Source organism: Streptomyces sp. NBC_00654 (genome assembly GCF_026341775.1).
In the GTDB taxonomy this organism is placed as follows: Bacteria; Actinomycetota; Actinomycetes; order Streptomycetales; family Streptomycetaceae; genus Streptomyces.
In genome coordinates this window covers 1214380-1227239 of record NZ_JAPEOB010000001.1, presented here as the reverse complement: position 1 = coordinate 1227239, position 12860 = coordinate 1214380, and the positions used below count along the sequence as shown (strand labels likewise).

The 12860-nt window shown below is 68.9% G+C and carries 13 protein-coding genes and 3 pseudogenes; 8 read left to right on the top strand and 8 right to left on the bottom strand.

Annotated features, from left to right (window positions below):
• Positions 1-4 precede the first annotated feature (4 nt).
• Both OHA98_RS05455 and OHA98_RS05450 read right to left on the bottom strand, forming a co-directional pair.
• Positions 5-610, bottom strand: a complete 606-nt coding sequence (locus OHA98_RS05455; RefSeq protein WP_266922962.1) for a hypothetical protein — start codon at positions 608-610, stop codon at positions 5-7.
• A gap of 22 nt (positions 611-632) precedes the next feature.
• Positions 633-1439, bottom strand: coding sequence for an IS5 family transposase (locus tag OHA98_RS05450; RefSeq protein ID WP_266922961.1), 807 nt, complete (start codon positions 1437-1439; stop codon positions 633-635).
• 197 nt (positions 1440-1636) lie between these two features.
• Between OHA98_RS05450 and OHA98_RS05445 the strand changes: the two genes are divergently transcribed.
• The gene (locus OHA98_RS05445; protein ID WP_266922960.1) at positions 1637-1990 is read left to right on the top strand and encodes a hypothetical protein; all 354 of its coding nucleotides are present in this window, start codon (positions 1637-1639) and stop codon (positions 1988-1990) included.
• Positions 1991-2056: 66 nt separating this feature from the next.
• Positions 2057-2857, top strand: a complete 801-nt coding sequence (locus OHA98_RS05440) for an inositol monophosphatase family protein (RefSeq protein ID WP_266922959.1) — start codon at positions 2057-2059, stop codon at positions 2855-2857.
• 235 nt (positions 2858-3092) lie between these two features.
• Here the strand turns inward: OHA98_RS05440 and OHA98_RS05435 are convergent, their stop codons facing one another.
• A complete protein-coding gene (locus OHA98_RS05435; protein WP_266922958.1) occupies positions 3093-3629 on the bottom strand; it encodes a GNAT family N-acetyltransferase in 537 nt (178 codons plus the stop codon).
• 232 nt (positions 3630-3861) lie between these two features.
• Here OHA98_RS05435 and OHA98_RS05430 point away from each other — a divergent pair, with 232 nt between their 5' ends.
• On the top strand, positions 3862-4620 hold the full coding sequence (locus OHA98_RS05430; RefSeq protein WP_266922957.1) for a DUF6585 family protein: 759 nt from the start codon (positions 3862-3864) through the stop codon (positions 4618-4620).
• 177 nt (positions 4621-4797) lie between these two features.
• Here OHA98_RS05430 and sigJ read toward each other — a convergent pair.
• Positions 4798-5724: pseudogene (gene sigJ / locus OHA98_RS05425) on the bottom strand (RNA polymerase sigma factor SigJ); the annotation flags it as partial.
• Between the two features lie 103 nt (positions 5725-5827).
• Between sigJ and OHA98_RS05420 the strand changes: the two are divergent.
• A complete protein-coding gene (locus OHA98_RS05420; RefSeq protein WP_266922956.1) occupies positions 5828-6190 on the top strand; it encodes a hypothetical protein in 363 nt (120 codons plus the stop codon).
• 13 nt (positions 6191-6203) lie between these two features.
• Here the strand turns inward: OHA98_RS05420 and OHA98_RS05415 are convergent, their stop codons facing one another.
• A complete protein-coding gene (locus tag OHA98_RS05415; protein WP_266922955.1) occupies positions 6204-6548 on the bottom strand; it encodes a helix-turn-helix domain-containing protein in 345 nt (114 codons plus the stop codon).
• 141 nt (positions 6549-6689) lie between these two features.
• On the opposite strand from OHA98_RS05415, the gene OHA98_RS05410 reads away from it, so the two are divergent.
• Both OHA98_RS05410 and OHA98_RS05405 read left to right on the top strand, forming a co-directional pair.
• Positions 6690-7385: an SDR family oxidoreductase gene (locus OHA98_RS05410; RefSeq protein WP_266922954.1), complete on the top strand. Its 696-nt coding sequence runs from the start codon at positions 6690-6692 to the stop codon at positions 7383-7385.
• A gap of 159 nt (positions 7386-7544) precedes the next feature.
• On the top strand, positions 7545-8273 hold the full coding sequence (locus tag OHA98_RS05405; protein WP_266922953.1) for an alpha/beta fold hydrolase: 729 nt from the start codon (positions 7545-7547) through the stop codon (positions 8271-8273).
• Positions 8274-8391: 118 nt separating this feature from the next.
• Here the strand turns inward: OHA98_RS05405 and OHA98_RS05400 are convergent.
• Positions 8392-8600, bottom strand: a pseudogene (locus tag OHA98_RS05400) (chlorophyllase); the annotation flags it as partial.
• A gap of 352 nt (positions 8601-8952) precedes the next feature.
• Between OHA98_RS05400 and OHA98_RS05395 the strand changes: the two are divergent.
• The gene (locus OHA98_RS05395) at positions 8953-9363 is read left to right on the top strand and encodes a hypothetical protein (protein ID WP_266922952.1); all 411 of its coding nucleotides are present in this window, start codon (positions 8953-8955) and stop codon (positions 9361-9363) included.
• A gap of 155 nt (positions 9364-9518) precedes the next feature.
• Here the strand turns inward: OHA98_RS05395 and OHA98_RS42615 are convergent.
• Positions 9519-9584: pseudogene (locus tag OHA98_RS42615) on the bottom strand (VOC family protein); the annotation flags it as partial.
• Between the two features lie 1546 nt (positions 9585-11130).
• Here OHA98_RS42615 and OHA98_RS05390 point away from each other — a divergent pair.
• Positions 11131-11535, top strand: a complete 405-nt coding sequence (locus OHA98_RS05390; RefSeq protein ID WP_266922951.1) for a hypothetical protein — start codon at positions 11131-11133, stop codon at positions 11533-11535.
• On the opposite strand, the gene OHA98_RS05385 is transcribed toward OHA98_RS05390, so the two are convergent.
• A protein-coding gene (locus OHA98_RS05385; protein ID WP_266927733.1) for an IS5 family transposase occupies positions 11500-12269 on the bottom strand; the annotation gives its coding sequence in 2 pieces (ribosomal slippage) (positions 11500-11990 and positions 11990-12269; 771 coding nt in all). The genes OHA98_RS05390 and OHA98_RS05385 overlap by 36 nt on opposite strands.
• Positions 12270-12860: the final 591 nt, after the last annotated feature.

Below are 12860 nucleotides of genomic sequence, written 5' to 3'. Positions count from 1 at the left end.
AGGCTCACTGCTCGTCGTCGAGCCCCTGCACATCGACGGGCCGTGTTCCGTCGAAGGTCACGAGGATTCCGTGGGGGTCCGCCAGCCGGAAACGGCTCTCGGCGAAGCGGATTGCCCAGGTCCGGTCGGCCCACACGGTCGCTTCGGGAACCGCGAGGGGCAGCTCCGGCAGGTCCAGCCAGCCCAGTTCCTCGGCGGTGAGCGCGAACTGCCGTTCCCGGAGCCGGGTACGGCAGTACTCCATGGCCCTGCCGACGAGGACGTCGAAACGGCTCACCACGTCGTGGGCGAGCCGGAGGGCGGATGCGTCCGGCGGGGCGGCCGGCTCCATCACCAGACTCACCCCGGCCGGCTCCTCGCCCGCCGGGGCCGGGATGCGGCCGGTCCAGCAGGCCAGCGACGCCGGGCTCTCCGTCCGCCCCAGCGCGAGCCCGGCGATATGCAGGACCTCAGGCAACTCGGCTCCGGCGAAGCCCTCTTCGGAGCCCCGATCTTCGGCGCCCCGCCCATCAGCGTCCGGCCCTTCAGCGCCGCGCTCTTCGACTGCGGGCTCTTCGACTGCGGGCTCTTCGGCTCCCGGGCCGCCCGGTGGTACGCCGTTGTCGGACATCGGCCCAGCCTAACTGATCGTTTCAGAATGCGGTTCGGAGTCGTCTCAAGCAGATGATGCTGCAGGCGAGTTGGAGCAGGCCGAGATGGAGGTCGGCGCGTATCTCGTAGCGGATCCGAAGGCGTTTGAACTGGTGCAGCCAGGCGAAGGTCCGCTCGACGACCCAGCGGGTCCTGCCCAGGCCGGAGCCGTGCGGTGTGCCGCGGCGGGCGATCTTCGGTGTGATCCCACGAGCCCGGACGAGACGGCGGTACTTGTCGTAGTCGTAGCCACGGTCGGCGAACAGTCGCCGGGGCCGGTGGCGTGGCCGGCCGCGCAGGCCGCGGATGTGCGGTATGGCGTCCAGAAGTGGCATGAGCTGGGTGACGTCGTGGCGGTTGCCGCTGGTCAGAGCAACGGCGAGCGGGGTTCCGTGCCGGTCGACGATGATGTGGTGTTTGCTGCCGGGGCGTGCGCGGTCGACCGGCGAAGGTCCGGTGTGAGCCCCCTTGAGGGCCCTGACGTGCGAGCCGTCGATCGCAGCGTCGTCCATCTCCAGCAGGCCCTCTTTACGCAGTTCTGCCAGCAGGACTTCGTGGAGGCGGGGCCAGACTCCGGCTTCGGTCCAGTCCCGCAGACGCCGCCAGGCCGTCACCCCACTGCAGCCCACCTGCTCCGCAGGGACGTCCCGCCAGCTCACACTTTTGCGCAGCACGTAAACGATGCCCCGCAGAGCAGCACGGTCATCGGCCGGCAGCCGCCCGGGATACCGGTGCCGCCGAGGCGGACGAGGAGGCAGCAGCGGGGCTATGCGTTCCCACAGGTCATCGGGCACGAGATCAGCAGACACCCGGCAGATCCTGCCGACACAACACCCAACTGCCAAGCCAACACACCGATCTCATTCTGAAATGATCAGTAAGGGGTGTGGTGGGGCCCGGCAGCTGCCGGAGCGGGGAAACCGCGTGGTCGCCCGGGTCGTGGTGCCGGTATCGTCCGGCCCCACGACCCGCCGCACCGGCGGCGCACGCACGGAGAGCGATTCGGATGACCGGCCGGCAAGCAGTGACGACCTTGTGGCGACCCACCGGCCCCAAGGAACTGGACCTGGTCCGCGAGCTCGACTGGCGTGCCTGGCCACCCCGGCTGCCCGAACAGCCGATCTTCTACCCGGTCCTCAACGAGGACTACGCGATCAGGATCGCGCGGGACTGGAACGTGAAGCACGATGGCGCCGGGTTCGTCACCCGTTTCGACGTCGAGTCTCAGTTCCTGAGCCGGTACCCCGTCCAGCAGGCCGGGGGACGCACGATCCTCGAACTCTGGGTACCCGCCGAGGAGCTGGAGGAGTTCAACGCCCACATCGTCGGCGGGATCCAGGTCGTCCACGAGTTCCGCTGAGGCGGGCCACCCGCTGACGGGCCTGACGCGGCGGGTCGGCGACTTCGCCTCGATACTCTGTGCGGCGTGATCAACTCCCTGACGCATGCCGACGATTCCGAGGTCGCGACGGCGGGCGCGCGTGCCGGTGCGGACGTGGTGCGTGCCCTGTACGGTCAGCCGCTCTCCCGTATCGACAAGGGTGCCGGAGACTTCGCGACCGCCGCCGATGTGGAGGCGGAGAGGGCGATCCTCGATGTCATCCGTGCCGCGCGGCCCGACGACGCGGTGCTCGGTGAGGAGGGCGGGCGGCAGGGTGCCGCCGACGCCGGACGCCGATGGCTGGTGGACCCTCTGTGCGGCACGCTGAACTACGCGGTCGGCAACATGCTGGTGGCCGTCAACGTGGCGCTGGGCGACGGGGCGGCGGCGGTGGCCGACCCGTTCAGCGGCGAGGTCTTCGCGACGGACGGCAGGACCGCGTGGGTGCGGCAGGACGGGGTGGACACACGGCTGGTGCCCACGTCCGCCACCCGGCTGGTGGACGTCAACCTCGATCCGCCGTTCCCGAGCGCGCCCGGGTTCCGTGCGGTGGACCTGCTGGCCGATCCGGCCTTCATCGAGCGGTTCCGGCCGCGGGTCGTGTCCACGACGCTGGCACTGGCCTGGGTCGCGGCGGGCAAGCGTGCCGCGTATGTCACCGATGGCGGTGACCTCTCGGAGAGCGTGCACTTCGCTGCCGGGATCGCCCTGTGCAGGGCTGCGGGCTGCGTGGTCACCGGCATCGACGGCGCCCCGGTCGGGCGGGCGGGGCGCGGACTCGTGGCGGCGGCCGACCCCGAGGCCCACGGGCTGCTGATGGAGATGATCCGTACGGCGGCCGGGTGACCGGGGCGGGGCCGGACGACCCCGTCGGGACCGGGCGGGCCGGCCGGCTGTCAGCCGCGCTTGCGACCGAGGCCGTCGCGAAGGCCCCCGGAGAGCACCAGCTGGGGCGCGGCAGGCGCGAGTGCGGGCGCGGGCGCCGCAGAGGGGGGCGCGACGCGCTTCGGTGCCTGCGGGGCCTACGGTGCCTGCTGGGCCTGCGGGGTGGCGGCCTCCCGCACACGGTCACGCGGGTCCCTCACACGGCGGCAGCACGTGGCGCGTCGTCGTCGACGAAGCCGAGCCGGCGGTTCATGCCGATGGCCGCCGCGTTGGCGGGGTGGTGGAAGGTCCGCAGCACATGCGTGCCGCGGGAACGCGCGAAGCCGATGGCCAGAAGCTTCATGGCCAGCGAGACACCCCTCCCCCGGTGGCCGGCCAGCAGCCCGGTCATCTCGCTGAAGGCGTGTCCCTCGGGCTGGATCGACGTGGTGGCCATGCCGACCCATGCCCCGCCGTCCAGGGCGAGAACGATGCCTCGGGGATCGTAGGTCGGAATCTCGATGCGCTGGGCGAGGTACTCGTCGTACGTGTAGAACTCCCCGCGCTCCGGTATGTCGGCGGAGCACGTCTTGTTCAACTCATAGAGCGCACGCCGGTGTTCGGCCGTGTCGCCGAGTGCCGCCATCGTCGTGAACTCGATTCCGGTCTGTCGGCAGCTCCGGAGGCGGGGCTCGAACCGGGCATCGTCGAACGCGTCCAGATCGAGCTTGAGTCGAACCCACTCGACGGCCATGAGGGCACCTCCAGGGTCAGCGGCCTGAACACACGTTCCCAGAGCCTATCGACCAGGCGCGCGCCGGATCACAGCGCGGCACTGGCGGCCGGACGGCTCGAAGCCCCAACCCCGGGCGCACAGAGGGCTGTCCGCTCTTCTCGCACCGGCCGCGCTCCTCTAAAGTGGCCCTCTGCTGTCTGGCCTTGGGGGGCTTGTGTCGGATCGTGGTTCCACTCCTGTTCCACCCGCCATGCGCATCGTCGCGCGGGAGCTCGAACTCGGTCCGCGCGAGGGACTGGTATGCACGGATCCCAAGAGCTTCCCGTGGATCGTGGTGCTGCTGCCGGGGCTGATCGGACTGCTGGTGCTCTGGATGGGGATCTCGGCCATGGTGGAGAACCAGCGGAACGGCGACGCCTGGTACTACGCGCTGCCGCTGCTCCTCCTGGCGGCCGCCATCCTCGCAGCGGCCTGGTACTTCCTCTTCCTCGCGCTCACGCGACGGCAGCCACAGGTCTGGGTGGGCCACTACCGGCACGGCATCGTGCGGGAAGTCGCCGGACGGGAGCCGGAGGCATACTCCTGGGACGAGATCGCCGGCATCCGGCGGTGCGGTACCAGAGTGACGAACGGAATCACCAGCGTCACCACACACGAGCTCTGGGTACGTCCCCACGAGGGCGACGAGATCGTGGTGGACGACGCCTACGAGGGCATCGCCCGGTTCATCGACGGACTGGACAAGGCGTTCACGCGCGTACGGCTGCCCCAGGACAGCGACCGGCTCAAGGCCGGCGAGCGGATCGACTTCCTCGGCGCCCACATCGATCCCGCCGGTCTCGGCTACCCCGAACACCGGCTCGACTGGCGCGAGGTCGGCCGGATCACGGTCGAGAAGGGCTGGGTGGAGATACACCGGCGCGGCGGAGGAAAGCCGTGGACCAGGCTCCCCGTCGAGATGATCGAGAACCTGTCGGTCTTCCTGGCCCTCGCCGCGCGGGCGCGCTGAAGCCTGTCCCGGAGCCCCCCCTGATCACGATGCCGTGGACGCACCACCGGCTTGCGCGCCCGCACCGCCGGCTTCCCCGTTCCCACCACCACCGGCTTCCCCGTCCCCTCCACCACCGGCTTCCCCGTCCCCTCCACCACCGGCTTCCCCGTCCCCTCCACCACCGCCGGATCCGCCCCGCTTCCACAGCCGCAGCTTCTCCGGATTGCGGACGACCCAGATCCGGGTGACGCGGCCATCGGCGACCTCGAACGAGGCCACGGTCACGACGGCACCCGCGCGCCGGGCCACCAGCCCCGGCACCCCGTTGACCGACCGCTCCAGGAGTTCGAGCCCAGGAGCCCTGTCGGCGATGGCGACCATGTACTGGGCGATGCGCGCACCGCCTTCGACCGGGCGCAGGACGGTGCCGACCAGGCCGCCACCGTCGGCGGTCATCACGGCCGCCGGGTCGAGAAGGTCGACGAGGGCCGCGATGTTCTTGGTCTCCCATGCCTCTTTGACCTGCCGGACGGCGTCGGCCTGCCCGGCCGCCGTCACCGGAGCCCGCGCGCCGCGCACCCGCCGCCGGGCGGAGGCCGCGAGTTGCTTGCAGGCCGCGGGCGTCCGGCCGAGGATGCCCGCGATCTCGGCGAAGGGGTACCGGAAGACGTCGTGCAGGACGAACGCCACCCGCTCGGCGGGTGTCATCGACTCCAGGACCACGAGGAAGGCCATGGCCACCGATTCGTCCAGGACCAACTGGTCGGCGGGGTCGGCGGGGTAGGCGGGGTCGGCGGGGTAGCCGGGGGCGGTGCCACGGCCGGTGTCCCACTCCGCGCGGTCGGGCAGCGGATCGGGCAACCACGCTCCGACATAGCGTTCGCGCCGGACCCGCGCCGAACCGAGCACGTCCAGGCAGATGCGGCCGGTCACCGTCGTCAGCCAGGCGCCGGGCGACACGATCTCGTCCCGCCGGCTGCGCGGCAGCGCGTACCAGCGAGCGTAGGCCTCCTGCACGGCGTCCTCGGACTCGGTCAGAGATCCGAGCAACCGGTAGGCGACATTGATCAGTTGGTGACGCTCGCCGGCTATCCCGCCCGCGCCCGCCCCAGCCGTCCCCATGCTCCCGACCGCCCCCTCGCCTTACCTTTCGCGGGCCCGCGTCGTCGGACCGGTGAGACCTTATCGATCTACCGCCCCCAGGGCGGGAAAAGGGGACTGCGGCATGGCGACCCGGGCGACGGCACAGCACCGCTTCTCGTTTCTGCGGATGGCGATCGGCCTCCAGACCCTGACCATTTTCCTGCAGGCGGTCTCCGCCGGACTGCTGCTGTCCTCGGCCTACGGAGAGACGCTGCACAGCGCCGGAGCCCGCGTGATGTACGGGGCGTCGATGCTGTACGTACTCGCGGCGGTGCTGGCCTGGAAGCCGGGCGGCGGATCGCCCCGGCCGCTCTGGTACGCGTCCGGCTTCCTCGCCCTCGCCTCGGTCCAGGTCGCGGTCGGCATCGCGCACGTACCGTCCGTACATCTCCCCCTGGGTGTCCTGATGTTCGGCCTGAGTGTGCTGGCACTGGCGCGGCGCTGAACGGGCCCTCAGCTCAGCGCGCGTCGTAGTGGTGGCGGGCGGTGTCGATCTCGTCGTGGTGGTCGGTGGCCCATTGGGCGAGGGCGTAGACCGTTCCGCGCAGGCTCTCTCCGAGTGGGGTGAGCTGGTATTCGACGCGTGGGGGCACCTCGGCGTAGGCGGTGCGGGTGAGAAGACCGTCGCGTTCGAGGTGGCGCAGGGTAAGGGTGAGCATGCGCTGGGAGATGCCCGGGACCCGCCGGTTCAGGGTGCTGAATCGCAGGGGTCCGGTACTGAGCATGCCGATGACGAGGACCGACCACTTGTCGCCGATCCGGTCGAGGGTCTCCCTGGCTCCGCGGCCGTTGTCGGGCCACATCTCGCAGGGATGCGGGGGGTTGTCCGCAGCGCCGTCAGGTTCATGAGTGTGCTCTTCGAACATCGATGTGCCTTTTGTAGGGTGCCTGATACATCTCTACGGTGGGGCTGCGCACAAATCGTAACCAAGCGAGGTAGCCGTATGTCTTCCACGATCGCAGTCGTAGGCGCCGGTCCGGGCCTGGGCAAGGCCATCGCCCGCCGCTTCGGCACCGCCGGGCACCCTGTCGCCCTGGTCTCCCGCAACGGCGAGAAGCTGAAGGGCCTGGCCGACTCCCTGACGGCCGAGGGCGTGAACGCCCGCGCCTACCCGGCCGACGTCACCGACAGGGAGGCCCTGACCGGCGCACTGCACACGGCCGCCGAAGAGCTCGGGCGGATCGGTGTACTCGCCTACAGCCCGTCCCCCGCCTTCCCCGACGTGGCCGGCCAGGTGGCCGACCTGAAGGCTCTGGGTTTCACCTCCGCGGCCGAGACCACGGTGGAATCCGCGCAGGCCATGTTCGACCTGATCGTCGGTGGCGCTCTCACCGCGACGGCCGCCGTCCTTCCGGGCATGCGAGCGGCCCGCGACGGCGCTCTGCTGTTCACGGGCGGCACGATCGCCGTCGACCCCCTCCCGGGGATGGCCAATGGCGGCATCGCCATGGCCGGGCTGCGGTCCTGGGCGCGCAGCCTGCACGACGACCTGGCCGAGGAGGGCGTCTACGTCGGCCACTTGGCCATCGGCGTGCCGATCGTGCGCGGTACGGGCGCGGGCGACCCGGACTCCCTCGCCGACCGCTGGTACCAGCTCTTCCGCGCGCGCGACACCTTCGGCGCCACCGTCGGCTTCTGAACCCGCCCGGGACGGGACTGAACCCGCCCGGGACGGCCCGTCCCACGCCCTTCATGGGCGCTCCGACCCCTCGGCGGACCCGGCCCGTGAGTCACGGGCCGGCCCGCTTCGCGCCGCAGTCACCCGCGACCCGCAGTCCGGACAACGGAGGTACCGCACATGAACGCCGACACCGATCGGCCGGCCTTCCTGCTCGTCCACGGAGCCTGGCACGGAGCCTGGTGCTGGGACTCCGTACGCGCCGAGCTCGACGCCGACGGCCGGCGGTCCCACACCGTCGACCTGCCCAGCGCCAACCCCCCGGGCGGACGGCACGACCGCGCCCGCCCGGTGGGCATGCTGGACGACGCGGACACCATCCGGGACAGCCTCCGGCGCATCGACGGCCCGGTGGTGGTGGTCGCCCACTCCTACGGCGGCGTCCCCGCCACGGAGGCCATCGGGGATGCCGCGAACGTGGTGGGCGCGGTGTATCTCGCCGCTTTCCAACTGGACGTGGGCGAGAGCATGTTCACGTTCCTGGGAGCGCCCGTTCCGGATGACGGCACCGGCCAGGCTCCGCCGTACGAGGACTCCCGGCGCATACTCTTCGGCGACGCGTCCCAGGCCGACGCCGACCGCGCCGTGGCCCGCCTGCGCCCGCAGAGCGTGCGCTCCTTCACGGAGCCGGTGACCACGGCGGGATGGCGCACCGTGCCCTCCAGCTACGTCGTCTGCGACCACGACCGGGCGCTCGAACCGTCCCGGCAACGCGAACTCGCCACGCGCGCCGGTTCCGTCCACCGGCTGCCGAGCAGCCACTCGCCGTTCCTCTCCATGCCCCGGCAACTCGCCACTCTCCTGGGCGGGATCGCCACCTCGACGATGGCGCGCCCCGGCCAGGGCTGACCACTGTCTCCGGGCGCCTCCCTACCGGCCCCGAGGGCATTTCCGCGGCCGACCGCTGGATCGGGGACGAGGCTGCGGGGCGCGGCTGCGGAACGCGGTTGCGGAACGCGAGGGCCTCCTACTTGCTCCGCACGTTCCCCAGCGGGTCGGGGCTCTCCTCCAGTGCGGCGGCCGCCGCCTTCCAACTGGTGTCACCGGGATGGAGGGCGCCGCGCAGGAAGGCCGTGGTGAGCTGCTGACGAAGGACGGCTTCATGAAGGGGAGATGCTCGGCGGCGAACGGAGTCAGGTCGTCACCCAGCCCGGTCAGGGCGAGCAGCACCCCCGCCAGCGCTCGGGCAGCTCGACCGGCGCGGGCAGCCCGGCGAGCACGGGAAGCGCGGCCAGGTCCCCGCGCAAGGACGCCCGCCGCGTCCAGCAGACCCTGCTGGCCGCCGGCCCGACACCCCATGCCGCCCTGGGCCGGTGGGCAGACCTCTTCGTCGACTTCCTATGCTCAACCGATGAGAGAACCTCATCCGGTCGAGCTGCCCGGGACGTTCGTCACCAGGCGCGATGATCATTGGTACGGGCGGTTCCGGTTGCGTTTCGCTCAAGTGTCGCCGTGGCCCGGCCTACCCACGACGTTCATTCGAGTACGTCCGGGATGGCGGTCCCTGGTCGAGGAAACGCTGGCACTGGTGACTGCCGAGATGCCCAGGCAGAACTGGCCGGTCCATCTACTCAACCAGAAGGTCCATGGGAGCACATGGGACTTCGCCCTGGGCCCACCGGAAGCCGACTACCTCTGCCTGGAGCTGCTGTCGGACATCTGCTACATCGACATACGCAACCTTCACCAGCTCATCGACCTCCTGGCACCGGCCATGGAGGACGCGCACTTCTTCGTCTATTCGATGGGTGACGGCCTCGACCAGTGGATTGACGAGGTACGCGTCCACGACGGGCGGAGCAGCGTTGCGCGGTGGTCCGTCGCGGGCGAGGCGTGGATCGAGTTCCCCGCGCTGTGCGCGGAGCTCGCGGACAGTCGCGCCGGGGACGAGGCCTTCGGCCGGTTCGTCAGGCTGATGAGTGATCGGCGAGCCGTCTGACCGGCAGGCGCGAGAGGGCGCGGGCCGGAGGGGCGGATCTCCGGCTTACGGGTCGCGGGTGGGACGGTGGTGGGCCGAGCGTAGCCCCGGCCCACCACCGGGGACCAGCGGCAGACCCTGGGCCGCCGCTGGTGCCGAGGCGTGACCGATGAGTGTCACAGGGGGTTGAGGCGGGCCTTGAGCAGGCAGAACTCGTTGCCTTCAGGGTCTCCCAACACATGGAACTAGTAGTTCTGGACAGTGAGGGACCAGGGACTACCGCGCACCCCACCAGCCCGGAACGGGCGGACCGAGTGCCCGACCCTCACACGAAGCTCTGCCCGTGCAACACGCACCTCACGGTCTGGCCGCACTGGTCGTGAGGATCATGACTACTAGACCCACAACTATGACGGCACACACGACCCAACATGCGATTAGCTGATTCCGCGTTGTGTCCCCCGGGCCCCGATACGCACACATGACAGCTCGCTTCCATCGTGTTTCGACGTCCGATGCCCGCGACCAGGCATTGCAACCGCTAGGGCCACGACTTGGCGCAATGCGAGCGGACTTCGGCTGACCATGCCCGCTGACCCAACGGCTAGAGGTGCGCCGTACCCAATCGGCAGAGTTCCGGGGTTCGAGTCCTCGGGCGGGCACAGATCAACCGAAACCTGATCCGGATGACAGCTTTCTTGAACGTCGTGATCTTCGGCCAGTTCCACCGAAACCACGCGGCGACGCCGCTAGCTACGCCCGTTGCTGCGTGTGCACAACTGACTCAGCATTTCTGGATTACTGGTCACCGTATTCCAGAAATCCTCTGTGCAGTCGAATGTGTACATCGCGACCTTGTGTACAAGGTGTCTCCTTATGCACAAGGTTTGCGTGAAGCGGGCAGACCGCGCTAAGTTCCTGCTGTGGAGATGACGACAGCCGCACCGGCAACGGGATTTCTCGCCGTGATCGCTGCCGTAGCGCTAGTGGCGATTACACATCCAAGTAGAGAAATCAGGGAACGTGCATTAGCGGCCCTGCGTGCATTATTTGGAGGTCAGGCTCGGTAAGTTCCGATGGAGTGCCAGGCTCGCTTTCAACCGAGATATGAATAGCACTTACGGGCGGGAACCTATTTCAGGTCCCCGCCCCGGCGTCCCATCTCTCCCGGTTGCCGATTTCCTTCCTTCGACGAGCCCGCTCCTGCTCTCGTCTATGGGCACTCTTGTGCTCCTGCTTACGAGCCCTCTCCTGTCCACGCTGCCGCTGCCGCTCCTGTAGCAGCTCTTTGCGGTGGGCGGAGGTCTGCGGCCAGACAGCGCGGACGAAGCTACGTACTCCGAACACGACGATTCCCAGAGCGACAACAGCCAAGACAGCCCACCAAGGGGCCGTTTCTGGCAGGGAAAACATGATCTTGTATCCCATCGGAGAGAGGTCGGTCGCGGTAGGTAGTTGGGGCGCGAAGTCCATGAACTTGGGGCAGTATCCGTGATACTCCGTGAACTGCTTGGCCAGAGCGGCGTTAGTACAACATCGGCCGAAGGCCACCGGCAATCGCTAGAGCGATATCGCTGTAGCGATATGAGACACTCGGGGACACGTTGGATTGTCAAATGCAGCCCGCCGCAGCGGAGTTCGAACATGGCCAGTTGGTCATCGTTGCTTCGAGGCATGCTCATCATCAGACCTGGGCCCGGACGGCACCGCAACGTCTAAGAACTCCTAACGGAATGACACTTTGGGGTCGGCTCCTCGTCGTGGGATGCCGTCGGGCAGCATGGGGCGATGGACTTCGAACAGCCGTTGCCTCGCGAGCTGAAGGCTGTCGATTCGGCCTCGCTGTTCAGGCTGGAGGAGCGGGCGTGTGACCTCGGTCTGAGTCAACGGTTGGACCCGGCGTGGGTGCGCGCGAATGCGGCGCCTGACGGCACCCACTATCTATGGCCGGCCCTGTGGCACACCTTGTCCCACCGCCCGGACGTACCACGTCACGTGCGGTGGGAACTGCTGATCACTCTGCGTACGGGAGACCGTGTGCTGAGCCTGCTGGATGTGATCCCCGACGACTTCACCCCGCTGCCGAAAGTGACCTCACGCGAAGAGGGCATGCAGGTCAGGCGGCTCCTTGACCGTGCTCCTTCGGTGCGGGAATGGCTACTGCGGGAGGGGGAGGGCCCGGGCCGCCTGTGACAGGCGTCGCCAGCAGATGAGTGCGCACCCGAGAGTGAGGAAGGCTTCGTGGATGTCGTCGCGGATCTCCCAGCGGATCCGCAGGCGGCGGAACCAGTGCAGGTGGGCGAAGGCGCGCTCTACGACCCAGCGTTGGGTTCCGAGTCCGGAGCCGTGCTCGATGCCGCGTCTTGCGATCAGTGGCTTCACACCGAGCGCGCGGACGAGGCGACGGTATTTGTCGTGGTCGTATCCGCGGTCACCGAGCACGACGTCGGGGCGGTGTCGAGGTCTGCCGCGCTTGCCCCGTACGTGCGGCACTGCCTGGAGCAGTGGGATGAGCTGGGTGACGTCGTTGCGGTTGCCGCCGGTCAGGGTGACGGCGAGCGGGATGCCAGTGGCGTCCGTGATCAGATGGTGCTTGCTGCCCGTCTTGCCCCGGTCAACAGGGCTTCGTCCCGTCTTGGAGCCCCCTTTAACGCCCGGATGTGGGAGCCGTCGACGGCCGCCCGCGAGAAGTCCAGGGCGTCCGCGCTCCGGAGTTTGGCCAAGAGTGCTTCATGGAGCCGGGGCCACACGCCGGCCTCGGTCCACTCGGCCAGGCGGCGCCAGCACGTCATGCCCGAACCGAAGCCGAGCTCCTGCGGCAGGTGTTCCCAGGCGATCCCGGTGTGCAGCACGAACAAGATGCCCTGAAACACCTGCCGGTCCGGATGCCGCTTCCGCCCCGGATGCCGGTACCGACGCTCAACCATCGGCAGCAGCGGCTCGATCACCGCCCACAGCTCGTCATCGACATCCCACGGCTTCCGCCGAGCCACTGCGCACCCCTAAATCAACGGCCTTGGAGTGATCCAACCACCTTGAAGATCATTTCGTTAGGAGTTCTAAGCGTGGGCCACTTAACCCCACTTCAATGGCCGATCTCGTAGCACAAAGAAATGGGGGCCGCAACGCCATACCGTCCCCACTTTCCTCCACTTACGCGGATGTGATTACCACGGTCGCAGTGGGCACCGCTACCCCCACTTGCGGGTCACTTGCATGTCACTTTCCACCCCTCGGGAGGCGACCCCATGCCCCGCAGACCACTCCCCCTTACAACATCCCCAGGTGCCCCGAGCTGACGGCGCCGTCACCACGACGTGAACCACGCGGCGAGTCCGCTTCCTGTGGCCATGGCGAGGGCTGCCACCAGCCATCCGGGGACGCGCTGGATCGTCACACGGAGCCCAACGCGAAGCTCGAAGGAAGGGCGAGGGCTCTTACTGGTTCCATGTCTCCAGCTCAGCACGCTGCGTGCCCGAGGGGAAGGACGTTCCGCGGACGCTGCCTCGTCAGTAAGT